The sequence below is a fragment of the Propionivibrio dicarboxylicus genome (assembly GCF_900099695.1).
Taxonomy (GTDB): domain Bacteria; phylum Pseudomonadota; class Gammaproteobacteria; order Burkholderiales; family Rhodocyclaceae; genus Propionivibrio; species Propionivibrio dicarboxylicus.
On sequence record NZ_FNCY01000001.1, the window covers coordinates 486409 to 511918 of the forward strand.

The 25510-nt window shown below is 63.0% G+C and carries 25 protein-coding genes; 12 read left to right on the forward strand and 13 right to left on the reverse strand.

Annotated features, from left to right (window positions below; all coding sequences use genetic code 11):
- The first annotated feature begins 30 nt into the window (after window positions 1-30).
- Window positions 31-1233, forward strand: coding sequence for an MFS transporter (locus tag BLR25_RS02360; RefSeq protein WP_091933649.1), 1203 nt, complete (start codon window positions 31-33; stop codon window positions 1231-1233).
- A gap of 12 nt (window positions 1234-1245) precedes the next feature.
- Here the strand turns inward: BLR25_RS02360 and BLR25_RS02365 are convergent, their stop codons facing one another.
- From BLR25_RS02365 to argS, 4 genes are read right to left on the reverse strand one after another with little or no spacing between them, the layout of a single operon-like run.
- A complete protein-coding gene (locus tag BLR25_RS02365) occupies window positions 1246-2043 on the reverse strand; it encodes an SDR family oxidoreductase (RefSeq protein ID WP_091932699.1) in 798 nt (265 codons plus the stop codon).
- 4 nt (window positions 2044-2047) lie between these two features.
- Window positions 2048-2701 carry a thiol:disulfide interchange protein DsbA/DsbL gene (locus BLR25_RS02370; RefSeq protein WP_091932704.1) on the reverse strand — a complete coding sequence of 218 codons (654 nt, stop codon included), beginning with the start codon at window positions 2699-2701 and terminating at the stop codon, window positions 2048-2050.
- Between the two features lie 3 nt (window positions 2702-2704).
- Window positions 2705-3337, reverse strand: a complete 633-nt coding sequence (locus BLR25_RS02375; protein WP_091932708.1) for an SPOR domain-containing protein — start codon at window positions 3335-3337, stop codon at window positions 2705-2707.
- A 32-nt stretch (window positions 3338-3369) separates the two neighbouring features.
- Window positions 3370-5133, reverse strand: coding sequence for an arginine--tRNA ligase (argS, locus tag BLR25_RS02380; RefSeq protein ID WP_091932711.1), 1764 nt, complete (start codon window positions 5131-5133; stop codon window positions 3370-3372).
- Window positions 5134-5319: 186 nt separating this feature from the next.
- Here argS and BLR25_RS02385 point away from each other — a divergent pair, with 186 nt between their 5' ends.
- On the forward strand, window positions 5320-5679 hold the full coding sequence (locus tag BLR25_RS02385) for a hypothetical protein (RefSeq protein ID WP_091932714.1): 360 nt from the start codon (window positions 5320-5322) through the stop codon (window positions 5677-5679).
- A 16-nt stretch (window positions 5680-5695) separates the two neighbouring features.
- Window positions 5696-6235 (forward strand): YMGG-like glycine zipper-containing protein, encoded by a 540-nt coding sequence (locus BLR25_RS02390; RefSeq protein WP_091932717.1) that lies wholly within the window; start codon window positions 5696-5698, stop codon window positions 6233-6235.
- Window positions 6236-6248: 13 nt separating this feature from the next.
- Here BLR25_RS02390 and BLR25_RS02395 read toward each other — a convergent pair whose 3' ends face one another.
- From BLR25_RS02395 to BLR25_RS02415, 5 genes are all read right to left on the reverse strand, one after another.
- Window positions 6249-7019 carry a hypothetical protein gene (locus BLR25_RS02395; RefSeq protein ID WP_091932720.1) on the reverse strand — a complete coding sequence of 257 codons (771 nt, stop codon included), beginning with the start codon at window positions 7017-7019 and terminating at the stop codon, window positions 6249-6251.
- Window positions 7020-7029: 10 nt separating this feature from the next.
- Window positions 7030-7746, reverse strand: a complete 717-nt coding sequence (locus BLR25_RS02400) for a DUF554 domain-containing protein (protein WP_091932723.1) — start codon at window positions 7744-7746, stop codon at window positions 7030-7032.
- Between the two features lie 117 nt (window positions 7747-7863).
- Entirely contained in the window at window positions 7864-9141 is a 1278-nt protein-coding gene (locus BLR25_RS02405; RefSeq protein ID WP_091932726.1) for a TRAP transporter large permease, read from the reverse strand.
- The gene (locus BLR25_RS02410; protein WP_143009740.1) at window positions 9138-9629 is read right to left on the reverse strand and encodes a TRAP transporter small permease; all 492 of its coding nucleotides are present in this window, start codon (window positions 9627-9629) and stop codon (window positions 9138-9140) included. Before BLR25_RS02410 ends, BLR25_RS02405 begins: the two co-directional genes overlap by 4 nt.
- 99 nt (window positions 9630-9728) lie before the next feature.
- The gene (locus BLR25_RS02415) at window positions 9729-10709 is read right to left on the reverse strand and encodes a sialic acid TRAP transporter substrate-binding protein SiaP (RefSeq protein WP_091932730.1); all 981 of its coding nucleotides are present in this window, start codon (window positions 10707-10709) and stop codon (window positions 9729-9731) included.
- 225 nt (window positions 10710-10934) lie between these two features.
- Between BLR25_RS02415 and ubiB the strand changes: the two genes are divergently transcribed.
- The 4 genes from ubiB to BLR25_RS20850 all read left to right on the forward strand — a co-directional run bounded on the left by ubiB (window position 10935) and on the right by BLR25_RS20850 (window position 16220).
- Complete coding sequence (gene ubiB, locus BLR25_RS02420) at window positions 10935-12476, forward strand: ubiquinone biosynthesis regulatory protein kinase UbiB (RefSeq protein WP_091932733.1); 1542 nt, start codon at window positions 10935-10937, stop codon at window positions 12474-12476.
- Window positions 12477-12533: 57 nt separating this feature from the next.
- Window positions 12534-14525, forward strand: coding sequence for a UvrD-helicase domain-containing protein (locus tag BLR25_RS02425; RefSeq protein ID WP_091932737.1), 1992 nt, complete (start codon window positions 12534-12536; stop codon window positions 14523-14525).
- A 187-nt stretch (window positions 14526-14712) separates the two neighbouring features.
- Window positions 14713-15768: an Ldh family oxidoreductase gene (locus BLR25_RS02430; protein ID WP_091932740.1), complete on the forward strand. Its 1056-nt coding sequence runs from the start codon at window positions 14713-14715 to the stop codon at window positions 15766-15768.
- Between the two features lie 167 nt (window positions 15769-15935).
- A complete protein-coding gene (locus BLR25_RS20850; protein ID WP_176785717.1) occupies window positions 15936-16220 on the forward strand; it encodes an acid-shock protein in 285 nt (94 codons plus the stop codon).
- A 95-nt stretch (window positions 16221-16315) separates the two neighbouring features.
- Here BLR25_RS20850 and BLR25_RS02440 read toward each other — a convergent pair whose 3' ends face one another.
- The 3 genes from BLR25_RS02440 to BLR25_RS02450 all read right to left on the reverse strand — a co-directional run bounded on the left by BLR25_RS02440 (window position 16316) and on the right by BLR25_RS02450 (window position 18786).
- The gene (locus tag BLR25_RS02440) at window positions 16316-16762 is read right to left on the reverse strand and encodes a c-type cytochrome (protein WP_091932744.1); all 447 of its coding nucleotides are present in this window, start codon (window positions 16760-16762) and stop codon (window positions 16316-16318) included.
- 149 nt (window positions 16763-16911) lie between these two features.
- Window positions 16912-18501: a sigma-54 interaction domain-containing protein gene (locus BLR25_RS02445; RefSeq protein ID WP_091932747.1), complete on the reverse strand. Its 1590-nt coding sequence runs from the start codon at window positions 18499-18501 to the stop codon at window positions 16912-16914.
- A 72-nt stretch (window positions 18502-18573) separates the two neighbouring features.
- Entirely contained in the window at window positions 18574-18786 is a 213-nt protein-coding gene (locus BLR25_RS02450) for a hypothetical protein (protein WP_091932750.1), read from the reverse strand.
- Between the two features lie 3 nt (window positions 18787-18789).
- Between BLR25_RS02450 and BLR25_RS02455 the strand changes: the two genes are divergently transcribed.
- Window positions 18790-20277 carry an FAD-dependent oxidoreductase gene (locus BLR25_RS02455; protein WP_091932753.1) on the forward strand — a complete coding sequence of 496 codons (1488 nt, stop codon included), beginning with the start codon at window positions 18790-18792 and terminating at the stop codon, window positions 20275-20277.
- 101 nt (window positions 20278-20378) lie between these two features.
- Complete coding sequence (mutY, locus tag BLR25_RS02460; protein ID WP_091932756.1) at window positions 20379-21458, forward strand: A/G-specific adenine glycosylase; 1080 nt, start codon at window positions 20379-20381, stop codon at window positions 21456-21458.
- Between the two features lie 18 nt (window positions 21459-21476).
- Here the strand turns inward: mutY and BLR25_RS02465 are convergent, their stop codons facing one another.
- Window positions 21477-22229: a FadR/GntR family transcriptional regulator gene (locus BLR25_RS02465; RefSeq protein WP_091932761.1), complete on the reverse strand. Its 753-nt coding sequence runs from the start codon at window positions 22227-22229 to the stop codon at window positions 21477-21479.
- A gap of 168 nt (window positions 22230-22397) precedes the next feature.
- On the opposite strand from BLR25_RS02465, the gene gudD reads away from it, so the two are divergent.
- From gudD to glxR, 3 genes are all read left to right on the forward strand, one after another.
- Window positions 22398-23747, forward strand: a complete 1350-nt coding sequence (gene gudD / locus BLR25_RS02470) for a glucarate dehydratase (RefSeq protein WP_245715452.1) — start codon at window positions 22398-22400, stop codon at window positions 23745-23747.
- Between the two features lie 21 nt (window positions 23748-23768).
- The gene (gene garL / locus BLR25_RS02475; RefSeq protein ID WP_091932768.1) at window positions 23769-24548 is read left to right on the forward strand and encodes a 2-dehydro-3-deoxyglucarate aldolase; all 780 of its coding nucleotides are present in this window, start codon (window positions 23769-23771) and stop codon (window positions 24546-24548) included.
- 69 nt (window positions 24549-24617) lie between these two features.
- A complete protein-coding gene (glxR, locus tag BLR25_RS02480) occupies window positions 24618-25508 on the forward strand; it encodes a 2-hydroxy-3-oxopropionate reductase (RefSeq protein ID WP_091932772.1) in 891 nt (296 codons plus the stop codon).
- Window positions 25509-25510 lie beyond the last annotated feature (2 nt).

Here is a 25510-nt window from a genome sequence, read left to right on the forward strand (position 1 = left end):
TCGGGCGCGCAGGAACGTTTGAAACACATCATGAAAAAATTGACGACCCACGGCGCTATCGTCGCCCTGATCTGCCTGTCCGAGGTGTTGAGCATGACCGGCTTCGCCGCCTATGCGGCGTATCTGCCGGTCTTGCGTGGCGAATGGTCGATGACGGGGGCGCAGTCGGGCTTCGTCGGCGGCGCGTTCTTCTTCGGCTATATGCTGGCCGTGCCCTTTCTATCGGGGATTACCGACCGTCTCGATGCGCGCGGCGTGTTCGTCGCCGCCTGTCTGCTCGGATTTGCGGGAACGACCGGTTTCGCCCTGTTCGCGCACGACGTCGCTTCCGGCGCATTCTTCCAGGCGCTCACCGGCGCCGGTTTGGCCGGTACCTATATGCCGGGTCTCAAGGCCTTGACCGACCGGGTCGAGGGCGAGCGGCAGTCACGTTACATTTCTTTCTACACCGCCGCGTTCGGTATTGGCACAAGTCTTTCGCTCTTGTCGGCCGGCTGGCTGACGACCGCGATGAGTTGGCGGACGAGCATGCACCTGCTGGCCTTCGGGCCGCTCGTCGCGGCACTGGCGATGTGGGTTGGCTTGCTGCCGATGGCGCGAAGGGCGGGCGAGCAGGCGCCCTGGTTTCCGCGCTTCGGTACAGTGCTGGCGAACCGCGATTCGCGCCGCTTCATCCTCGGCTACGTCTGTCACTGCTGGGAACTCTTTGGTTTGCGCTCCTGGATGGTGGCCTTTGTCGTCTTCGCCTACGCCCTGAACAAGGTCGTTGCGCCGGTCCTGTCGCCGACCGAGGCCGCGGCGCTGATCAATCTGTTCGGCTTGCCGGCCAGCATCCTCGGTAATGAGGCCGCCGGGAAATTCGGACGTGTCCGCTGGATCGGTTGGGCGATGATGGCTTCCGGGCTGCTGTGCTGGGTTGCCGGGGTGGCGGCGGCCTGGCCGTGGTGGTTGCTGCTGACGGTGCTGATCGTCTATTTCGTCTCTGCCATGGTCGATTCGGCGGCGCTGACCGCCGGGTTGGTGCAGGCGACGCCACCGGCACAACGTGGTGCGGCGATGGCCTTGTATTCGCTCTCCGGGTTTGGCGCCGCCTTCATTGCGCCGCTGGCCTTCGGCGCGATGCTCGACGTGGCCGGTGGCAGCGACAATTCTTTTGCCTGGATCGTTGCCTTCGGTTCGCTGGGTGCCGGCGGTTTGCTGTGGGTTCTAGCCAACGCCGGGCGACGCGGCTGAGCGCTAGAGACGTCAGAGAATCTTGGGCTTGCGTGGAGCGTTGGCGAACAGCCGGTCGTAAAGCCAGTTCGGCAGCAGGCGCAGGCCTTTGGCGACGACTCCCATCTGCCAGGGAATGACCGCATAGCTGCAGCCCTGATCGATGACACGCGCAAAGCGGCGGGCCGCTTCGTCGGCCGGAAGCAGGAAGGGCATGCGATAGGGATTGATCGCGGTCATCGGCGTCGCGATGTAGCCCGGCGCGATGGTGACGACCTTGATGCCCGAGGCGCGCATTTCAAGGCGCAGGCTTTCGAGATAGATGGCGACCGCCGCCTTGGACGCGCTATAGGCTTCGGCGCCCGGCAAGCCGCGGATGCCGGCGACCGAGGCGATGCCGACCAGGCGGCAGGCACGGCCTTCTTTGACCGACTGCTGCATCGGTGCGATGAAGGGCGAGAACGTCGCCGCCATGCCGAAGACGTTGATGTCGAAGATGCGCTTGATCGCGGCGAGATCCTCGGCGCATTCGGTCAGCGTGCCGGAGGAAACACCGGCGTTGGCGATGACGATGTCCGGCGCGCCGTAAGCCGCGACGAAATCACCGGCGGCCTGGCGCAAGGCCGCGCTGTCGGCGACATCGAGCGGGAAACAGGCGACCCCGGCAGCGCCAAGGCCCTGCAATATTTCGGCTTGGGCCTGCAATTCGTCGGCGCGCCGCGCCGCGAGACCGAGCACAGCACCCTGGGCGGCGTAGTACCGGGCCAAGGCGTTGCCGATGCCGGACGAGGCGCCGGTGATGAAAACGCGACGCGCTGACGCGATCGGCATGCGCTTACTTCTTCTTGCTGCTGCGTTCGAGGCGGCGCTTGTCGATGACCTTGTCGGTGAGCACGAGAAGATCGGGCAGCGTCTTGATTTCATTGCCCGTCACCAGGTAGGTGCCATCCACCACGAGCGCCGGCACGCCACTGATGTGGGCTGCCTGGGCGATCTGGTCGGCGCGCTTGGCCTTGCTGACGACGCCGAAGGCATTGAAGGCATCATAGAATTTCTTGGCATCGACGCCCTGAGCAACAACCCATTCGGTCAGGCTTTTCTCATCGACGAGTTTCAAGCCCTTGTCATGGATGGCGCTGAACACTGCGCTATCGAGCCGCGACAATTCCCCGAGTGCTTCGAGCGCGTAGTAGAAACGCCCCATCAACTGGTAGTACGGTTGGTTGAAACCGACCGGGATGCGGCGCACGACGACGTCCGACGGTAGCTTGGTCGACCAGCGGTCGAAGTAGGGGTGCAGGTCCTTGCAGTGCGGACAGGCATACGAGAAGAACTCGATGACCTCGATCTTGGCCGGCGTATCGCTGGTCAAGGGGGGGGTGATGACGACGTAATCGCGGCCGACCGCGAGTTGGGCCTGCGCCGGCAATGCGAAAGCGAAAAGCGCCAGGGCCAGAGCGGCCAGCCAGCCTTGTACGAGGTGTTTCATGAATCAGTCCTTTTTGACGACGTTGGCTTCAATGCCCTGTTTGGCGAGTTCCGAGCGCAAGCTGGTGACTTCGTCCATCTTGCGGAACGGTCCGAGACGGACGCGGTACCAGACCTTGTCCTGCAGCATGACCTGGTGGATCGTTGCTTCGGCGCCCATCATCGCCAGTCGGGCCTTCTGGTTATCCGCATCGCCGGCGTTCTGGTACGAGCCGGTCTGCAGATAGACGGGTTCGGCAAGCAAAGCGTCCTTTTCGTTCCGTGTTTTTCCGTCGGGCGTCTTCGCCGCCGCCTTCGGATCGGGAACCGCGTCGGCGTTGCCGGGCAGGATCTTGTAGAAATCGAAGCGCGGCTTGTCGCCGGCCTGCGGGATCGGGTCGCCCGGCTTGCCCGGCAGTGCCATTGGCACTTGTGCCGGCACACTGCCGCCCGCAGCCGGCGGCGCTGCCGGATTGGCGGCCGATGCGGTTGCCGGCGCTTGGTACTTGTTGGAGAACGGTGCCGGCGTCTTGAAGATGTACCAGACGACGCCCGCGGCGGTAAGCACGCCGATGACCAGTCCGACAAACAGGCCGAGCAGGGTATTGCCGCCGGAGGTCCGGTTTGGCGAACGGGAGGAACGGGTATGCGCTTTCATTCGGGGCCTCGTGCCACTTCAACAGGTTCCGATTACATCGATTGCGGGCAGCTGACGCCCAGGATGCCAAGTCCGTTGCGGATGACCTGACGGACCGACAATGCCAGCGCGACGCGAGCATCCTTGAGGGCAGCGTCGTCCACCAACATGCGCTCGGCATTGTAGTAGCTGTGGAACGCGGCGGCGAGGTCCTTCAGGTAGAACGCGACAAGATGCGGCGAGAGGTCGCGCGCAGCGGCTTCGATGACTTCCGGGAACTCGCCGAGCTTGGCGGCCAGCGCCAGTTCGTACGGGCTGTCGAGGCGCGACAGGTCGGCACCGGCCATCGCCGCTTCATCGCCGTCCCATTGCGCGAGCACCGAACAGACACGAGCGTGGGCGTACTGGATGTAGAACACCGGGTTTTCGTTGGTCTGGCTCTTGGCGAGATCCAGGTCGAAATCGAGATGCTGGTCGGATTTGCGCAGCACGTAGAAGAAGCGGCAGGCGTCGTTGCCGACGTCGTCACGCAGGGTGCGCAGGGTGACGAATTCGCCCGAGCGGGTGGACATCGAAGCCTTCTGCCCGTTGCGGTAGAGCACGGCGAACTGCACCAGCGCCACGTCGAGGACGTCGGGGTCGAGGCCGAGCGCCGTCAGCGAGCCCTTGACGCGCGGGATGTAGCCGTGGTGGTCGGCGCCCCAGATGTTGATGATGCGCTCGAAGCCGCGTTCGTACTTGTTGAGGTGGTAGGCGATGTCCGAGGCGAAATACGTGAAGAGGCCGTTGTCGCGCTGTACGACGCGGTCCTTCTCGTCACCGAAATCGGTCGAACGGAACCACTTGGCGCCGTTCTGCAGATAGACGTGGCCGGCAGCTTCGAGACGGGCGACGCAGCGTTCGACGAGGCCGGTGTCGAACAGCGACTTTTCCGAGAACCAGACGTCGAAATGCACGCCGAACTCCTCGAGGTCGTTGCGGCAATCCTCGAGCTGTTCGTTGAGGACGTGGCTATGGACGTAGCTCCAGTCACCGCCGAGCAACTGCTTGGCGGTGACGATCAGCGCGTCGAGGTGGCTCTCGCGCTGTTGCTTGGCTTCGTCGTCGCCGCGCTGCGCATCGGGCAGTCCGGGTGTGCCTTCAAGTACGGCGGCGGCGCTGCGCAGGAATTTCTTGCCGTGCGCGATCGTCATTTCGCGCGCCATCTCGCGGACGTAGTCGCCCTGATAGGCGTTCGGCGGGAAGGGAACGGTTTCGCCCAGCTGTTCGAGGTAGCGGAGCCAGCCCGAGAGCGCGAGGATATCCATCTGCCGGCCGGCGTCATTGACGTAGTACTCGCGTGTGACGTCCCAGCCGGCGTAGGCCAGCAGGCTCGACAGGCTGGCGCCGTAGGCGGCGCCGCGGCCGTGGCCGACGTGCAACGGGCCGGTCGGGTTGGCCGAGACGAATTCGATCTGGACCTTCTTCTTGCCGCCCAGCGTCGATCGGCCGAAAGTTTCACCCTGGGCCAGGATGGCGCGCACGACTTCCAGCTTGGCGTTCGAACGCAGGTGGAAGTTGATGAAGCCGGCGCCAGCGATCTCGGTTTTCTCGACAAAGGGCGAAGCCGGAATTTCGGACAGCAGCAACTGGGCGAGTTCGCGCGGATTGCGCTTCATTGCGCGGGCCAGCTGCATGGCGAGATTGCAGGCGAAATCGCCGTGCGATGCTTGCTTCGGGCGTTCGAGAACGATGGCAGTACCGGCTTGATCGGGCGCGACGCTGGCGAGCGCCGTGCGCATCAGTTCGGAAAGATGGGTCTTGATATCCTGAGTCATTGACAAGGCACAGAGTGAGAAATAGGCAAGAGGTTGATTATACGATGCCTTGGACAGACCTGCTTAACCTGGCGTCGGCGTTTGCGACGCAGGAGGCGGGGCGCTTGCCCACCGCCGATCAACCATTTCCACCCCAAAAGCGTTACGCTCTCCGGAACGCGAGTTTTTGCGCGGAAGGAGTCGTCAATGAAATCGAGAAGTTTTTTACACGTCATGGTGGCCCTGGCCTTGCTGGCTTCGGTCGGCATCGACGCCGCCTGGGCGCGCGGTCATCATCGCGGGCATGTCTCCGTGGTGGTGGGACCGATGTGGGGACCGGCGTATTATCCGCGGCCGTATTATTACTATCCGCCCTACGCGCCGATCGTCGTCGAACGGACGCCGCCGGTGTATATCGAACAGACGCCGCCGCCGGTAACCACCGCAGCACCCGGCGCGGCGAACAATGTCTGGTACTACTGCGCGGCGACGCGTGCGTATTACCCGTATGTCAATGAATGTCCCGGCGGCTGGATGAAGGTCTTGCCCGAGCCGCCGGCACAATGACGAGCAGGAGCATAGGATGAAAGCCAAGTGGGTAGGCGTGATCGGCCTGGCAGTACTGGCCGGCGGTTGCGCGACAATACCGAGCGGTCCCAGCGTTCTCGTTCTGCCGGGGACCGGCAAGAATCTCAACGATTTCCGGGCGAGCGACTTTCAATGCCGGCAATATGCCGCGCAGCAAATTGAAGGCATGGGCCGCGATCCCTCGGTCCGCAATGCGGCGATCGGTACCGCCGTCGGCGCGGTGGCCGGGGCGGCGATCGGCGGTCAGCAGGGGGCTGGCATCGGCGCCGGCGCCGGTTTGCTGGTCGGTAGCGCTTCAGGGGCCGATGCGGGTCGCAGCTACGGTTATGACGCTCAGACGCGCTACGACAACGCCTATATCCAGTGCATGTATGCTGGCGGACATCGGGTGCCGGTTCCCGCGTCGATGGCGCGCAGCCTGATGGAACAGGCGCCGGCGACGACGGCATCGGGGGCGGCAATTCCGCCACCGCCGCCGCATGCGCCGCCCGCCTCGCCGCCACCCGACTACGTGCCGGCGCCAGCGGGTAAATAGTTCGCTTGCGCGTCTATGCTGTCGCGCCGGTGCGGCGCGTACTGAAGAACACGAGCGCGCCGACGGCGATGGCGGCGGCGCATGCGAGCAGGTAGGTCAGCCCGATGCCGAGGCTGGGCAACAGGGCTGCCACCACGACGAAAAAGCTCGCATAGCCGCCGGAGCCGACGATGACGCCGCGCAACAGGTTGGACGCGCTCTTCGGCCCTTGTTGCAAGTGCGTGAAGGAGGCGAAGATGACGCTGAACGCCGGGAAGGGAGAAATCAGGCCGCTCAGTTGGGGACCGAGCGCATCGGCGATCGTCGTCAGCAGCACGACGAGGACGGTGGCGCTGAGGATGCGTCCGGGCAGGTCCCACCAGGGCGGTACCAGGCGACCGGGCGGCAATGGGTGTGGCTTGACGAGACGTGCGGCAATGACGATGACGACCACCAGCACGGCCAGTGCCGACCACAGCTGCCAGGTAAGCAGATTGAGCAGGAAGGTCGAGGCGAAGAAGGCGGCGATCGCGCCGGCCGAACTGAGCGGCCAGGCGCTGCGCCGCGCGAGGGCGATGTAGCTCAGGCAGAAAATGCAGTTCGAGATCTGTCCGGCGAGGTTGCCGACAGCCGATTGTGCGGCGAAGGGGACGCCGTATTCGAGTGCAAGGATGAAGGAAATCGGGCCGGAGGTCAGCGGCAAGCCAATCAGGAAACCGCTGACAACACCGCCCCAGCGGCGACCCGCAAGTGTCACCGAGCCGATCAGCAGCGGTGTGATCAGCAACTTGAAGGCGAGAAACATGGCGATCGGGTCAGGAAAAAAGCAGCGTCCACCCGGCCGAGACCGGCATGATCAGCAACAGGGCGGGTAGCATGTTGACGATCGGAAAGACCTTGATGCCGCAGATACGGAGTCCGGTCGCAAGCAGCACGATGCCGCCACAGGCCGAAAAATCGGCGAGCATTTCCGGCGTCGTCATCGGAATCAACAGCCGGGCACCGAGGAACAGACCACCCTGAATCATCAGCTGGGGTAGGGCGACGATGGCGATGGAGAAGCCGAGATCGGTGGCGAAAATCAAGGCGGTGAAGAAGTCGAGGACGGCTTTGGCGAGCAGGATTTCCGAATTTCCGGTCATGCCCTCGCGCATGGCGCCGAAAATACCCATGCCGCTGGCGCAGAACAGCACCAGGATGCTGACGAACTTGGTGATGAATTTGTCGTTAACCGGCGCGCTTGGGCGGGCCGGTGAAAAGCGGGCGAATTGACTGCGCATCCAGCCGACGCTTAGTTCGAGACCTCGCTCGAGATAAAGCAGTTCGCCGATGAGCGAACCGCCGAGGAGTGCGAGGGTGACGGCAGGAAAGGCGTGCACCTTGTGGATCAGGACGGTACCGATGCTGACCGCGAGGATGCCGCAGGTCATTGGCAGCGCTTCCTTGACGCGGTGTGGGACAACCTTGCCGAGCGCGGCGCCGAGCGCGCCGCCGACGAAGAGGGCGGCACTGTTAACGAACGGACCGAGCATGCGAAATTCTCCGGCGAAGGAATCGAAAGTCTGGAATGGTGCCGCTCGGCGCCGGACTTGTCCACCGCGGAAAAGAAAAAGGCGACCTGCCGGCCGCCTTTCTTGATACTTCGATAGCTACTTGAACAATGCCGGCAGCCAGGTCGTCAGTGACGGAATGAAGGTAATACCAACCAGCACGCCGACCAGCGGCCAGAGGAAAGGCAGCGATGCTTTGCAGACCTTGTCGAAGGGCAGGTCGGCAACGCGGGCGGTGATAAACAACACGATGCCGACTGGCGGCGTGATCGTGCCGATCATCAGGTTGAGCACAACGACGAGGCCGAACTGCGTCGGGTCGATGCCGAGCGCCATGGCCGGCGGCACCAGGATCGGGATCAGAATCAGCATCGCTGAGATCGCTTCCATGAAACAGCCGACGATCAGTAACAACACATTGACCATCAGCAGGTAGGCGATCTGGGAGTTGACCGTGCCGGTCAGCCAGCCGCCGAATTCCTGCGGCAGGCGCGACATCGACAGGGCGTAGCCAAGCAAGGAAGCACTCATGACCAGCGCCATCAGCACGCCGGTCGTCTCGACGGTTTCGAGCACGATGCGAGGAATCTGACGGATATCGATGTCGCGATAATAAAAGCCGACGAGCAAGGCGTAGAAGGCCGCGACCCCGGCCGACTCGGTCGGCGTGAAGAAGCCGGTCATCATGCCGCCGAACAGCACGACCGGACACATCAGCGCCGGGAAGGCGCCGACGAAGGCGTCCCAGATTTCCTGGCGCCCGGGCACCGGTGCGCTCGGCAGGTTCTTGCGGATGGCCAGGGCGCGCACCATCACCATCAGCGCCACAGCCATCAGCAGGCCCGGGATGACGCCACCAAGGAAGAGGTTGCCGATCGAGGTCTCGGCCGAGACGCCGTAGATGATCATCGGTAGCGAGGGCGGGATGATCGGACCGATGGTCGCCGACGCGGCGGTGATCGCGGCGGCGGTTTCGCCATCGTAGCCGGCGTCGCGCATGGCCTTGATCTCGATGACGCCGATACCGCCGGCGTCGGCCACCGCCGAGCCGCTCATGCCGGCGAAGATGACGCTGCCGAGGATGTTGGCGTGGCAGAGGCCGCCTTTCCACCAGCCGACGCAGACGGTGGCGAAGCGGAAGATGCGCTCGGTGACACCCGACGAATTCATCAGGCTGCCCATCAGGATGTACATCGGCGCGGCGAGCAGCGGGAAACTGTCGGCGGCCTTGGTGAATTTCTGCGGGATGACGATCAGGTTGATGTCGGTGACGTAGGCGAAGGCGGCACCGGCAAGGGCCATCAGCACATAGATCGGCGCGCCGGAAAAGAGCGCGACGAACCAGACGGCGAGGATGATGAGCATGACGCTGGTCATAGCACGATCTCCTTCTCGGCATGATGTCCGCGCAGGAGCGCGATGGTGTCGGCGATCAGCACGACGATGGCAGCGATGGCGGAGACCGGGATGATGGCGTAGACCAGCCAGAAATCGAAGAACAGCGTGATCGTCTCGATGTCGAGGTTGTTCTCGACGAGCTTGATGCCCTTGACGACGAAGATCAGCGCGAACACCGTCACCGACAGGTTGGCAAACAGGCCGAGCGCGAGCTTGAGGCGCGGACCGGCACGGTCGGTGATCAGCGAAATGCGGATGTGCGACTGGTTATGCGTGGCGATGACCCAGCCGATGAAGGCGACCCAGATGAAGACATAGCGCGCCAGTTCCTCGCTCCACACGAGCGGCTCGAAGAATTTGCGGGCGACGACCTGCGCCAGTACCAGGGACACCATGCCGATGAACAGCACGATCCCGGTGACGTGCAGCAGCTTGAGCGCGGCACGCGAGAAACTTCCTGATGACATTCAACCTCCCTGCGGTGTTGCCGTGTGATGTGCGTGCGCGGGCCGCCACCGGGCGGAGGCGCCGAGGCGGCGGTCTCCGTCCGAGGCGGCCGGGCGTGCTTACTTCATGTTCAGGATGCTTTCGAAGGTCCCTTTGCCCCACTTGGCTTCGAACTTGGGCGGCACGACGGCGAGCGTGGCCTTGCGGAAGGCTTCCACATCAGGCTGGAGGATCGTCACACCAGCGGCCTTGAACTCATCGATCAGCGCCGTTTCCTGCTTCTGGATCTGGTCGTCGGCCCAGGCCATATGTGTCTTTAGCGCCTCTTCGACGATTTTGCGGTCGGCGGCCGGGATCTTCTGCCAGGCGGCTTCGTTGACGACGACGAGACGCGGCGTCAGCACGTGGCCGGTGAGAATGATGTACTTCTGGACCTCGTTGAACTTGCCGGACTTGATCGTCGGCAGCGGATTTTCCTGGGCATCGACCGTGCCGGTCTTCAGCGCGAGGTAGAGTTCATTGAAGTTCATCGGCGTCGGCTTGGCGCCCCAGCTTTCCGCCATCGCCTTGAACACGTCGTTTTCCGGAACGCGGACCTTCAACCCCTTGGCGTCGGCGACCGTCTTGATGGCGCGGTCGGAGGTGGTGAGATGACGGGTGCCGTAATAGACTGCGCCGAGGATGCGCATGCCGCGCGCCTTGATCAGCTGCTCGTTGTATTTGTCGAGCAAGGGGCCGTTCATCGCCTTGATCAGGTGCGCGGGACTCCGCCAGATGAAGGGCGCTTCGGTGACCGAGATTGACGGAATCCAGGCGCCGAAATTGGCGGCGCCTTCGGTGATCAGCTGCTGGGTGCCGTTGGCGACCGCTTCGATCATGTCGCGCGAACTGCCCATCTGGCCGCCGGGGAAGCCCTGGATATCGACCCGGCCGTTGGTCTTGGCCTTCACTTCGGCGGCGACGCGATCGATCATGACGACCTGCGGATGGCCGCCGGCGACGACGTCGCCCCAGCGCAGGACGACGGGCTGTTGAGCCACGGCCAGGCCGCTCAGACCCAGACCGATGAGAAAGCCGATACAACGCTTCGTTGAGACCATGCTGAAGCCCTCCTTGTTATGGTGTTTCGGAATGGTGGTGAAACGATGCTAACTCGATGCAGCAATATAGATAAAGCCGGAATTAAAAGCAATGGCGACGGCATCGATTCATGACATCCGTCTGGCGCTATCTTAGCGGCTGCGAGGGGGGCGCGGGCGCGCTTTGATGGCAGCGTCACGGGCGATTCGGGATACACTCACGCTTTTGCACTTTCCGACTGTCCGATGCGCGCCTTTCGTCTTGCCAAAATCCTGGGAATCGTCCGCCGTTACGGCATCGACGACATGATTCTCGAGCACGAGCCGAGCGGGCGCCTCGCGGCCTTGTCGCGTCTGCTGCGCTTCGGCGGGCATGCGCATCTGAGCGAGCCGCGCGCGGTACGCCTGCGTCAGGCGCTGGAGTCGCTGGGGCCGATCTTCGTCAAGTTCGGGCAGGTGTTGTCGACGCGTCGGGATCTGCTGCCGCTCGATATCGCCGACGAACTCGCCAAGCTGCAGGACCGGGTACCGCCGTTCGCGCCGCTGCTCGTCCACGCCCAGATCGAGGCGGCCTATGGCCGTCCGGCCAGTGCGGTGTTTGCCGAGTTCGACGAGGTGCCGGTGGCGAGCGCGTCGGTGGCACAGGTGCATTTCGCCCGTCTCAAGCCGGAAGATGGCGGTCATGAAGTCGCCGTCAAGATTCTCCGGCCCGACATGGAAAAGACCATTGCGCACGATCTGGCGCTGCTCGATTCGGCCGCCGCGCTGCTTGAATCGCTGTGGGCCGACGGCCGGCGCCTCAAGCCGCGCGAAGTGGTGGCCGAGTTCGCCAAATATCTCTACGACGAGCTCGATCTCATGCGCGAGGCGGCCAATGCGTCGCAGCTGCGCCGTAATTTCGCTGGCTCGACGCTGCTGCTGGTACCCGAAATCCATTGGGATTTCTGCACGACCGGCGTCATGGTCATGGAGCGCATGCGCGGTCTGCCGATCAGTCAGAAGGACATGCTGGTCGACGCCGGTGTCGACCTCAAGGCGCTGTCGCGCGCCGGCGTCGAGATCTTCTTCACGCAGGTTTTTCGCGACGGCTTTTTTCACGCCGACATGCATCCGGGCAACATCTTCGTGGCGATCGACACGCAGCACCGGGGCAAATACATCGCGCTCGATTTCGGCATCGTCGGCACGCTCAGCGAGCGTGACAAGAACTATCTCGCGCAGAACTTCCTCGCCTTTTTCCGGCGCGATTACCGGCGTGTCGCCGAGGCGCATATCGAGGCCGGCTGGGCGCCGCCGGAAACGCGTGCCGACGAGTTCGAAGCGGCGATCCGCGCCGTCTGCGAGCCGATCTTCGACCGGCCCTTGCGCGAGATTTCGTTCGGTCGCGTGCTCATGCGCCTGTTCCAGACTTCGCGGCGTTTCAATGTCGAGGTCCAGCCGCAACTCGTCATGCTGCAAAAAACGCTGCTCAATATCGAAGGACTGGGCCGTCAGCTCGATCCCGACCTCGATCTCTGGGACACCGCCAAACCTTTCCTTGAGCGCTGGATGAACGAACAGCTCGGCTGGCGATCCCTGCTGCGCACGGTCAAGCAGGAGGCGCCAACCTGGGCGCGGACCCTGCCGCAACTGCCGCGCCTCGTCCATCAGGCGCTGGCGCAGGCGCCGGCGAGCGATCTGGCGCCGCTGCTGGCCGAACTCAACGCCACCCAGCGCCGCCAGAATCGCCTGTTGCTGGCAATTGCAGGGCTGCTGCTGGCGGCTCTGCTGACGCCGTTCTTTTGGTAGCCGGCGCCCGGCTTCGTCCGGGCCGCCGCCGTTTCAACTGTTTGTCATTGCAATCCGATGTCCGCTGTTCTCAATCCCCCTCAACGCGAAGCCATTCGTTATCTCGACGGTCCCTTGCTGGTGCTTGCCGGCGCCGGCTCGGGCAAGACCCGCGTGATCACGCAGAAGATCGCCTACCTGATCCAGGAATGCGGTTTCTCGCCCTCGAATATCGCGGCGATCACCTTCACCAACAAGGCTGCCAAGGAAATGCAGGAGCGCGTCGCGCAACTGCTCGACGGCAAGCCTGACGGGCTGACGATCTCGACCTTTCACTCGCTCGGCATGCGCATTTTGCGCGAGGAGGCGAAAGTGCTGGGCTACAAGCCGCGCTTTTCGATCTTCGATTCGAACGACTGCTTCGCCATCCTTTCCGACCTCTCGGGCAGCGCCGACAAGGCGACGATCCGCCGATTGCAGACGCTGATCTCCAACTGGAAGAACGGGCTGATCCAGCCCGACGCCGCGCTCGCCAATGCCGAGAGCGAGATCGAGAAATTGGCGGCGCAAGCCTACGCCAGCTACGCGGCGACGCTGAAAGCCTACCAGGCGGTCGATTTCGACGACCTGATCGTGCTGCCGGTGCTGCTCTTCGACAGCTATCCCGAGGTGCTCGACAAGTGGCAGAACCGGTTGCGCTACCTGCTGGTCGATGAATACCAGGACACCAACGCCTGCCAGTATCGCCTGCTCAAGCAGATCGCCGGGCCGCGCGCGGCCTTCACAGCGGTCGGCGACGACGACCAGGCGATCTACGGCTGGCGCGGCGCCGACATCGAGAACCTGCGCGGCCTGCCGCGCGATTACCCGAACCTCAAACTGATCAAGCTCGAACAGAACTATCGTTCGACGGTGCGCATCCTCAAGGCTGCCAATGCGGTCATCTCGCACAATGAAAAACTGTTCGACAAGAAGCTCTGGTCGGACCTGGGTCACGGCGAAGCGATCTCGGTGACGGTCTGCCGCGACAGCGAAAAGGAAGCCGAGCATGTGGCGATGAAGCTGCAGGCGCATCGCTTCGAGCATCGCGGCAAGTTTTCCGATTACGCCATCCTCTATCGTGGCAACTTCCAGGCGCGCATCATCGAGCAGCATCTGCGCGACCAGCGCGTACCGTATCTGCTGTCGGGCGGGCAGTCGTTCTTCGACAAGGCCGAAATCAAGGACATCACCGCGTATCTGCGCTTGCTCGCCAACAACGACGACGATCCGGCCTTCATCCGGGCGGTGACGACGCCGAAACGCGGCGTCGGCAGTTCGACGCTCGAGGCGCTCGGGACCTACGCCGGCGAGCGTCACATCTCGCTCTTTGCCGCCGCCTTCGAGGAAGGCTTCGCTCGTCGCGTGCAGGCGCGCCAGCTCGGTCCGCTGGTCGACTTCTGCGAATTCATCAATCGCATCGAATATCGGGCCCAACGGGAGCCGGCCGGGACGGTGATGAACGACCTGCTCGGCGCCATCGGTTACGAAGCCTGGCTGATGAGCGAGGAAGAGCGCAAGGTGGCGATGACGCGCTGGGAGAGCGTGCAGGAACTCGTCAGCTGGCTGGCGCGACGTGGCGAAGAGGACAACAAGAACCTGATCGAACTGACGCAGATGATCGCGCTCATCAACATGCTCGAAAAACGCGAGGATGCCGATGCGCCCGATGCCGTCCAGCTATCGACGCTGCACGCCTCGAAAGGACTGGAGTTCAAGCACGTCTTCCTGATCGGCGTCGAGGAGGGCGTGTTGCCACACCGTGAATCGCTCGATCCGGTCAAGCTCGAGGAAGAGCGCCGCCTGATGTATGTCGGCATCACCCGCGCCCAGCGCTCGCTGCATGTGACCTATGCCGAACGCCGCAAACAGGGGCGCGACTTCTTTCCCTGCGAGCCCTCGCGCTTTATCGCCGAAATGGGCGAGGACCTGCGCTTCTCCGGCGGCAAGGTCGATGCACCACCCGACAAGGCGACCGGTGCCGCACGTCTTGCGGCGATGCGTGCCATGCTGGCCGGGAAGGCTGGCTAGGGAGTGTTCACAATCAACCGCTAGATTGTGACACCCCCTAGGGGCCGGAATATACGAGAAACCCGGCGTCTGGTATGGCAGATGCCGTAGAATGCCGGGTTCGCGATTCGCATCTAGAGCCTATTTCGGTAGGGCTCGCGGCCCACGATCCCTACCGAAACAGGCTCTTAATATACCGGAGGCATGAATGGCAACGCAGCACTACAGCATCGAATCCCTCAAGCAATTGTCGACCTCGCTTTTCGTCGCGGCCGGCCTCGAAGCCGACAAGGCTGAGGCGGTGACGACCGTGCTGGTAACCGGCGACATGGTCGGCCAGCGCACGCACGGCATGGCGCTGTGTCCGCAGTATCTCGACCAGATCGAGAAAGGGCTGATGACGACGGCGGGCGAGCCGGAGGTGATACGCGACAGCGGTGCCGTCTTCGTCTGGGATGGCCGTTACCTGCCCGGACCGTGGCTGGTATCGACGGCCCTGACGCAGGCCTGCGACCGGGTTGGCGAACACGGCGTCGTCACCGGCGTCATTCGTCGCAGTCACCATATCGCCTGCCTGGCGGCGCTGATCAAGCAGGTCACCGACCGCGGTCTCGTTGTCATGCTTGCGTCATCAGACCCGGCCTCGGGCTTCATCGCACCGTATGGCGGCACGGAACCGATCTTTACGCCGAACCCGATCGCGATCGGCTATCCGGGAAGCGAGCAGGCGGTGTGGGTCGACGTCAGCACCTCGATCACCACGGTCGGCATGACCAAGCAGAAGGGGGCGGCCAACGTCCAGTTCGAGCATCCCTGGCTGATGGATGCCAAAGGCACGCCGACGACCGATCCTCATGTCATCGATCCCGGTGTCGGTGGCACGCTGCTGCCGCTCGGCGGGCTCGAGTACGGCCACAAGGGCTTCGGTCTGTCGTTGATGGTCGAGATGCTCACCCATGGCCTGGCCGGCTTCGGACGGCCGGACGCGGAAAAGCGCTGGGGCGCCGGCGTTTTCCTGCAGGTGATGGATCCGGCGGCTTTCGGTGGCCGTGCCGATTTTCTCCGCCAGGCCGATTACACGATCGACCGCTGCCACGCCAATGCGCCGATCGATCCGGCCAAACCCGTCCGTTTGCCGGGCGAAATGGCGCAGAAGCGCATGCGCGAGGCCGAGTTGAACGGTGTCGACGTCTCGCCCGCGGTGCTCGAAGCGCTGACGGCGAAAGCGGCCAAGTACGGCGTGAGCGTGCCGCAACCGCTTTGATCCGATCGTTCGACGGGGCACAGGCCCCGTCACACGGCGTTACCCGACGTTACCCAAGCGCTGACATCCGCGGTGAATCTTCAGGCGTTACTGCTAGCAAGGCCGGAACAGATTGCACGGTGCATCGAACCGACCGAGTTGCACAACTCACTCATTGGAGATTGATCATGCTCAAGAAAATTCTTGCTGTTGTCATTGCTGCGACGTTCGGTTCGATGGCTTTTGCTCAGGCGCCTGCTGCAGCTCCGGCGCAAGCTGCCGAGGCGGCCAAGCCGGCCGTCGCCGCGACCCCCGCAGCTCCGGCAGCCGCAGCCAAGCCGGCGGTGAAGGCCGAAGCGAAGGCCAAGGTCAAGCATCACAAGGCGGCCAAGGCTGAAAAGCCTGCCGCACCGGCGACGCCGGCAACACCGGCCACGCCCGCAACGTCGGCAGCGCCGGCCGCAACGAAGTAATCAACGCAAAACAGCGCCACCGCTCAGGTGGCGCAATGTGAAAGGGGCGCCTGTGCGGCGCCCCTTTTATTGTCCGGGGATCGGTAGCGAAGCGCCTATTTGGCTTTTCCGGTCAGATAGGTGACGGCGGCCTTGAGTTCGTCGTCGCTGAGATCGGGCGCACCACCGCGTGCGGGCATGGCGTTCTTGCCGTTGGTCGCCGATTTCAGCAGCGCCGCCATGCCGGTGGCCAGTCGCGGCGCCCAGGCGGCCTTGTCGCCGGTCTTCGGTGCGCCGGCGACACCGGCTTCGTGGCAGGCCTTGCAGACGCTGGCGTAGATCGCTTCGCCGCTGCGCGGCTTGCCGTCCGATTTGACGCTCTCCGCCTTCTGCATCTCGACGCGGGCAACCGGCTGGATCCGCAGTTCGGCTTCGTCGGCATCGGCAGGAGAGACGCCGCCCTTGCCCAGCATCGAGAGCGGCCAGACCACCACGGTCAGCAGCACGCCGACGGCGACAGCGCCCAGAAAAATGGTTCGTGACGGGTTCTTGTTGTCGGACATGGAGTTCCTCTTCGAGTGAGACCGATGATTAGTATCGCGCAAACTCGCTGTCTGTGGCAGCGAAAATGCGATTCGAATGTTCGGCTGACTATGAGTGGCTGTCGCCGTGGAAGTTCAAGAATACTGTGTTCCGGTGCTCGCCGGGGTGGTCAGGCGCTGCGCCGGAATTCCGTTCCAGCCTTGCGGCCGTAGGGAATGGCGAGGCGTTTCATCAGGTTGCGCAGGGTGCTGGGATTCATGTCCAGCGCTTCGGCTGCGCCGCCGCGTCCCTGCACCTTGCCGTCGCAGTGGCCGAGTGCGCTGACGATGTGCTCGCGCAACAGGCTGTCGAGCGGCTGGATCGCGTCGGCGGCCGGTCGCGGGACGGTCGCGCGCGGCGCATCGCCGGGGAAGAGGGCATCGATGCCGATTATCTTGCCGCGGGAAAGAATCAGTGCCCGCTCGATGATGTTTTCAAGTTCGCGGACGTTGCCGGGCCAGTCGTATTCGGCCAGGCGTTTCATTGCCGACGACGCGATCAGCGGCGTGCCTGGCAGGTTGAGCTCGCGGCTCTTCTTCGTCACCATGTGGCTGACGAGTTCGGGGATGTCCTCCGTGCGCTGGCGCAGCGGCGGAATGAAGATCGGGAAGACGTTGAGACGGAACCACAGGTCTTCGCGAAATTGCTTTGCCGCCACCATTTGTTCGAGGTCGCGGTGCGTCGCCGCGATGACGCGGATATTGACGCGGATCGGGTCGCTACCGCCGACGCGCTGGATTTCCTTGAACTGCAGCACGCGCAGCAGGCGGACCTGCACCGGCGGCGGCAGTTCGCCGATTTCGTCGAGAAAGATCGTGCCCTTGTCGGCGCGTTCGAAAAATCCGAGCTTCTGGTAAAAGGCGCCGGTGAACGCGCCCTTTTCGTGGCCGAAAAGTTCGGCATCGATCAACGCCTCGGGGATGGCGCCGCAATTGACCTTGACGAAGGGACCGTCGCGAAAGGCCGACAGGCGGTGGATGGCGGTGGCGATCATGTCCTTGCCAGTACCGGTTTCGCCGCGTAGCAGTACCGGGCTCGTCATTGTCGCCACTTGCCGCGCCATGTCGATGACGTTTTTCAGACCGTACTCGCTGCCGATGATGCGATCGCCCGAGGCATTGCCGGCGCTTTGTCGGGCATGCGCCTGGTCTCCGGCCAGCGCGTTGCGGTGCTTGATCATCTCTTCGCGGTGCAGCGCGTTGGCGGCAGCCAGCGTGAAGGGCTCGAGAAACTGGGCGAGCAACTGCGCGTGGGCAGCCTCGTAGCGTTGCGTCCCTTCGGCGCGAACGAAGAGGGTGCCGATGCGTTTGCCGTCGCTGTCGAGATACATGACCATCGACGAATAGTCCTGTGGCATGAAGTATTTCTTCATGCTGCGCGCGACCGGGTCGGCGTCCGGGTGGTTCACGATGCGCATGACAACCGGGTTGAGGCCGGTACGTTCGATGACGGTGTGAGGGATGTCCATGCGCAGCAGCTTTGCCCGCGTCGCCGGATTCAGTCGCATGAGTTCGTTGCTGTCGTGTCCGCCGTCCTCGGATGCCATGGCAATTTTACGCAGGCCGGACTGGGCGTCGTCGTAAACCCAGATGATCATCAGGTCGATCGGCATCATTTCGCGCAGGGCAAGCAGGGCGCGATGCAAGGCACTGCCGATTTCGCTCGAACTGCAAATGGCGGTAGTGACGCTACGGTAGAAGGCCGGGTCGAGGTCGCTCATTGGTTCTGCCTTATGCGGTAGTTATGCCCGTATTCTATCCAATACGGCGGTGCGTCTGGCAAATATGGCAGTTTATGCGTTTTGGAAGATGCCTTTGTCTCGGTTGTCGATTAAAAGATGCATAAAATCAGGTATGTAGTGATTTCCATGAGCATGGCATGGGTATTGCAATTTGCCGAAGCGCAAGGTGCCGGTACCGACGAACAAGGCCAGAAAGAACAGGCCGGTCTCCTTTTCCCGCTTGGGATGCGAAAGCTTTTCAGTCTTATTCACTTCAGGAGTCATGCTATGAAACTCAGGGTCAGGGCGTTTGCCGCCGTGGTTGCGTCGACGCTGGCGATTGCCGCGCAGGCGGACCAGACGATCAATACCGATGTCGTTGTGATTGGCGCCGGGGCGGCCGGTACTGCCGCCAGCTATGCCGCCGCAGAGAAGGGCGCCAAGGTCGTCGTGCTCGAAAAGCAGGCGCGCACAGGCGGTACCGGTCAGTTCTCGGAAGGCATCTTTGCCGTCGAGAGTTCCTTGCAGCGCGAGATGAACTACACCCTGACGACCGACCAGGCCTTCAAGCTGATCATGGACTACAGCCACTGGCGCGCCAATCCGAAGCTGGTGCGTGCCTTTGTCGATAAGTCCGCCGATTCGATCGAGTGGTTGAAAGCCAACGGCGTGACCTTCGAAAAACTGACCTCCAATTATCCGGGCGGTCTGTACACCTGGCATATCTATCACGGCCGCGGCGCCGGCTGGATCAAGACGCTGCAGGACAAATTCACGGCGCTCGGTTATCCGATCATGACGGAAACATCGGCGACCGACCTGATCAAGGAAAACGGCAAGGTCGTCGGCGTGCTGGCCAAGAGCAAGGACGGCGAGAAGATCGAATTGCGCGCCAAATCGGTCATCATCGCCACCGGCGGCTTCGGCAACAACAAGGAAATGCTGGAGAAATACGTGCGCTTCCCGAATGCGATGCCGGTCGCCAACGTCGGCAAAACTGGCGACGGCATCCAGATGGCATGGGCCGCCGGCGCAGCGGCGGAGGGTACCGAAGTCGTGGCCTCGTACCGTCCGGGCCCGGTCGGCGAATCGACGACCTCGCACACCGGTGCCGCCGCCAAACAGCCGCATCTGTGGCTGAACCCGCGCGGCGAGCGTTTCGCCGATGAAGGCATCATCTTCCAGTGGCCGTTCGCCGGCAACGCGCTTGAAAAACAGGGCGGTACGATGTTCGTCGTCTTCGACCAGAATACGCTGGACTACATGAAGACCAAGGGCATTGACGTCGGCGTTGGCGTGATGGTGCCGGTGACGGCCAAGCTCGACAAATTCGACGAGCATTTCCAGCGTGGGCAGAAGAACGGGATCGCCTTCAAGGCCAATTCGGTCGACGAACTCGCCAAGCTGACCGGCATGCCGGCCGAGGCGCTCAAGAAGACGATCACGCGTTACAACGAGAACGTTGCCGTGCGTCATGACCGCGATTTCGCCAAGGATGCCAAGTTCCTGCAAGCCGTGAGCAAGCCGCCGTTCTACGCGATCAAGAGCGTGGCGACGACCCTCGGCACGCTCGGCGGCGTCAAGGTCAACGAGAACCTGCAGGCGGTCAATCAACAGGAAGTACCGGTGCCGGGACTGTATGTCGTCGGCAACGATGCGGGTGGCATGTACGGCGACAGCTATGACCTGCTGATGGCCGGCAGCACGATCGGCTTTGCCGTCAATTCAGGTCGCATCGCCGGCGAGCACGCCGCGCAGGCGGCCAAGGCGCGCTAGGCAGCGTCGCCGGGCGCCGGGAGTGTCTGACTTTTCCCGGCGCCGGTCGGCAACGTGGGCGGGCGTGCTAAGATCGTCCGCCCTGTTTGCCGACCCGTTCCATGAGTGTGTCTTCGCCTGTTTCTTCCACGATTCCTGCCGATCCCTCGTTCTCCCGCCGCCTGATCGACTGGCAGCGTCGTTGCGGGCGCCATCAGTTGCCCTGGCAGTCGACGCGCGATGCCTATCGCGTCTGGCTGTCCGAAATCATGCTGCAGCAGACGCAGGTATCGACGGTCATTCCCTATTTCGCGCGTTTTATCGAGCGTTTTCCGACGGTGGACGCCTTGGCGCGTGTGCCGGTCGAGTCGGTTCTCGAAAACTGGTCGGGACTCGGTTACTACGCTAGGGCGCGTAACCTGCACCGTTGCGCGCAAACGGTCGTCGAGCGATATGACGGTCAATTTCCGCAAGATCCCGAGGTGTTGGCGAGTTTGCCCGGAATCGGGCGCTCGACGGCAGCGGCGATTGCCGTTTTTGCCTTTGGCGTGCGCGCGGCGATCCTCGACGGCAACGTCAAGCGTGTATTCGCCCGGCATTTCGGCATCGCCGGTTTTCCTGGCGCGCCGGCCATCGAGCGGTCACTCTGGGCGCTCGCCGAGTCCTTGCTGCCGGGGGACGGAATCGAGGCGTATACGCAGGGCTTGATGGATCTGGGCGCGACCCTGTGCGTCCGCTCGACGCCCGATTGTGCCGCCTGTCCGCTCAATGCTTCTTGCCGCGCGCTGGCGCAGGGGCGTGTCGACGAACTGCCGGAGGCGCGACCGCGCAAGCCGCTGCCCGAGCGCGAAACGACGATGTGGCTACTGTCCGACGGCGAAAACGTCTTGTTGGAACAGCGTCCCGCCACCGGCATCTGGGGTGGGTTGCTCAGCCTGCCCGAGCAGGACGGCTGGAATAGTGCCGAAGCGTTGGCCGCGCGTTGCGGTTACCGCCTGGTTTCGCAGCAGGCATTGCCGGATCTGCGCCATACGTTCACGCATTTCCGCCTGCTCATGCATGTGTCGTTCTGTTGCGTCGAGGCACTGCCGCCGTCGGGCAGGCTGCCGGAACCATTGCTCTGGCGTCCCTGGTCGGCCTTGGCAAGCGCGGCGCTGCCGGCGCCGATACGGAAAATTCTCGAAGCGGCAGCTTCCCGGTAACCTTTAGGTCGTACGACGTCAGTCCTGTACGGGTAGGTCGATCGGCGCGGAATTCTCGCTGGCGCGCTTGAGTCGTTCGCGGCTGTTGGTCAGGTGCATGCGCATGGCGGCGCTCGCTGCCTGCGGGTCCTGCCGGTAGATCGCGTCGAGGATCGCCTCGTGTTCGCGATTCGTGCGCAGCAGGTAGTCCTGGCCCGGTTCGAGCGAGAGCTTGGAAATGTCGATGCGTGTGCGCGGGATGGTCGTCGGGCCGAGGTGCCGGTAGAACTCCTCGAAATACTTGTTGTGGGTGGCCAGCGCAATCTGCAGGTGGAACTGGAAATCGGCCTCGATCGAGCGTTCGCCTTTGCGGACGCCTTGCTCGAAGGCGGCAAGCGCCTCACGCATCAGGCCGAGCTGCTCTTCGGTGCGCCGTTGCGCGGCAAGCCCCGCCGCCTCGGTTTCCAGGCTGATGCGCAGTTCCAGCATGGCGAGCACATCGCGGATGGTGACGACGGTGGTCAGGTCGAGCTTCGGCGCCGAAGGCGCCCGCGCGAAGGTGCCGACGCCATGTCGGGTCTCGACGAGTCCGGCCGCTTGTAGCCGTGACATGGCCTCGCGCACCACGGTTCGGCTGACGCCCTGTTCGACCATCAGTTCGGGTTCCGTCGGCAACTTGTCGCCGGGACGATAACGACCGGAGCGAATCCGTTCCGCCAGGTCGTTCATCACTTCCTGCGCGAGGCTGACGGGGCGTCGGCGGGGCTGGACGGCGGTTTTTTCGTTGTTCATGGCGGGCGAAGTAAAAAGGGGAGGGATGCCTATTGCAAATATTCTACATCACTTTATACTCCATGATACGACGTACGACGACGTATGACGAAGTGGCGCAAGACGGGTGTGAAATGCGGCCCGTCGGTCCTTCCAGGTTGGGGAATAAATAAATTCGCGGAGGTCATCTTGGTTTCAGCAGGGCAAACTATCAGCGGCGCACCGAAGGTTACGGATCTGCAGGTCATTCCGGTCGCCGGGCAGGACAGCATGGAGCTCAACCTGTCGGGGGCGCATGGGCCGTTTTTCACGCGCAATATCGTCATCCTCAAGGATAGCGCCGGCAACACCGGTCTCGGCGAGGTGCCGGGCGGCGAGAAAATCCGGCAGACGATCGAGGACGCACGCTCCCTGATCATCGGCAAAACGCTCGGCGAATACAACAATGTTCTCAATGCCATGCGTTCGGCGTTTGCCGATCGCGACGTCGGTGGCCGTGGCCTCCAGACCTTCGACCTGCGCACGACGATCCACGCGGTGACCGCGGTCGAATCGGCCTTTCTCGATCTGCTTGGCCAGTTCATGAACGTGCCGGTGGCGGCATTGCTCGGTGAGGGCATGCAACGCGAGGCGGTCGAAATCCTCGGCTACCTCTTCTACATCGGCGACCGCAAGAAGACGAATCTCAACTATCGCAGCGAAGAAAACGCGGACGACGCCTGGTTCCGCCTGCGCAACGAGGAAGCACTCACTGCCGAATCGATTGTGCGCCTGGCCGAGGCGACGCACGCGCGCTACGGCTTCAACGATTTCAAGCTGAAGGGCGGCGTGCTGTCCGGCGACGAGGAAATGGAGGCGATCATCGCCTTGCATGAACGCTTCCCGCAGGCGCGCATCACGCTTGATCCGAATGGCGCCTGGTCGCTGGCCGAGGCGATTCGCCTGTGTCGCGACAAGCATGGCATCCTCGCCTATGCCGAGGATCCGACCGGCGCCGAAGCCGGCTTCTCCGGCCGCGAGGTGATGGCCGAGTTCCGCCGCGCCACCGGCTTGCCGACGGCGACCAACATGATCGCTACCGACTGGCGCCAGATGGCGCATTCGATCCAGTTGCAATCGGTCGATATCCCGCTCGCCGACCCGCATTTCTGGACGATGCAGGGTTCGGTTCGCGTCGCGCAGCTGTGCGACATGTTCGGGCTGACCTGGGGATCGCACTCGAACAATCACTTCGACATCTCGCTGGCGATGTTTACGCATGTCGGCGCGGCGGCGCCGGGCAAGGTGACGGCGATCGACACGCATTGGATCTGGCAGGACGGTCAGCGTCTGACCAAGGAGCCGTATCAGATCAAGGACGGTCTGATCCGCGTGCCCAAAAAGCCGGGCCTCGGTTTGGAGCTCGACATGGCCGAAGTCGAAAAAGCGCATCAGGCCTACCTGGCGATGGGCTTGGGCGCGCGCGACGATGCGGTGGCCATGCAGTTCCTGATTCCGGGCTGGAAATTTGACAACAAGCGCCCCTGTCTCGTGCGCTGAGGAAAGAAAAGGAAAAAAATCATGAGTGAACAACAGGTGTATTCCGCTTTTCCAAATACCTTTCGCCGCGACCTGAAGGCCGGCAAACTGTTGATTGGTTGCTGGAGTTCGCTGGGCAGCTATATCACCACCGAAGTCCTCGGTGTCGCCGGTTTCGACTGGCTGTTGCTCGATGCCGAACATTCGCCGAACGACGCGATCAACCTGATTCCGCAGTTGATGGCCCTGAAGGACAGCCGCAGCGCGCCGGTGGTCCGGCCGCAATGGAACGACACGGTGCAAATCAAGCGCCTGCTCGACGCCGGTTTCCACAATTTTCTCATTCCCTTCGTGCAGTCGGCCGAGGAGGCGCGCGCTGCCGTCGCCGCGACGCGCTATCCGCCGCAGGGCGTGCGCGGTGTGTCGGTATCGCAACGGAATAACCGCTACGGCACGGTCAAGGACTATCTCAAGATCGTCAATGACAACATCACGGTGATGGTGCAGATCGAAAATCAGGTCGGCGTCGATGCGATCGACGAGATCTGCGCCGTCGAGGGGGTGGATGGCATCTTCATCGGCCCGTCCGACCTCTCGGCTTCGCTCGGTTTCCTCGGCAATCCGCTGCAGCCGGAAGTTCAGGCGGCGATGCAGAAGATCTGCGCCAGCGCCAAAGCGCACGGCAAACCGATCGGCATTCTGGCGCCGGTCGAGGCGGATGCGCGCCGTTATATCGAGATGGGCGCGACCTTCGTCGCCGTCGGCAGCGATCTCGGTGTTTTCCGGAATGCCACGCAAGCCTTGCGCGACAAGTTTCTTTGAGCATTGTCGGTACCAATGTCATTATTAACGCAGTTCAGGCTGCGACCCTTTGAACAGGAGAAGTGAAAAATGAGCAAGATCGGTTTTGTCGGTTTGGGGATCATGGGTTCGCCGATGGCGGGTCATCTGATTGCTGCGGGACACGAGGTCTATCTCTTCAACATTCCGAGCATCCCGCAGGCCCTGATCGACGCCGGTGGCAAGGCGTGCAGTTGCGGTAAGGAAGTCGCGCAGAAAGCCGACATCATCATCACGATGGTGCCCGATACGCCGCATGTCGCCGCCGCCCTCTTCGATGCCAACGGAATTGCCGAAGGCTTGTCGGCCGGCAAGATCGTCGTCGATATGAGCTCGATCTCGCCGATCGAGACCAAAGAGTTTGCCAAGAAGATCAACGCCCTCGGCTGCGAATACCTCGATGCGCCGGTATCCGGCGGCGAGGTCGGCGCCAAGAACGCCACCCTGTCGATCATGGTCGGCGGTAGCCAGGCGAGCTTCGACACGGTCAAGCCGCTGTTCGACCTGATGGGCAAGAACATCACGCTGGTCGGTGGCAACGGCGACGGGCAGACGGCCAAGGTCGCCAATCAGATCATCGTCGCGCTGAACATCGAGGCAGTCGCCGAAGCGCTGCTCTTCGCCGCCAAGGCGGGTGCCGATCCGGCCAAGGTGCGCGAGGCGCTGATGGGCGGTTTCGCTTCGTCGAAGATCCTCGAGATCCACGGCGACCGCATGGTCAAGCGCACCTTCAATCCGGGCTTCCGCATCGAACTGCACCAGAAGGACCTCAACCTGGCGCTCTCGTCGGCGCGCAAACTCGGCCTGTCGCTGCCGAACACGGCAACGGCGCAGGAGCTCTTCAACAGTTGCGCCGCGCACGGCGGCAGCGCCTGGGATCACTCGGGCATGGTGCGCGCGCTCGAACTGATGGCCAATTTCGAGATCGGGCAAAAAGCCTGATC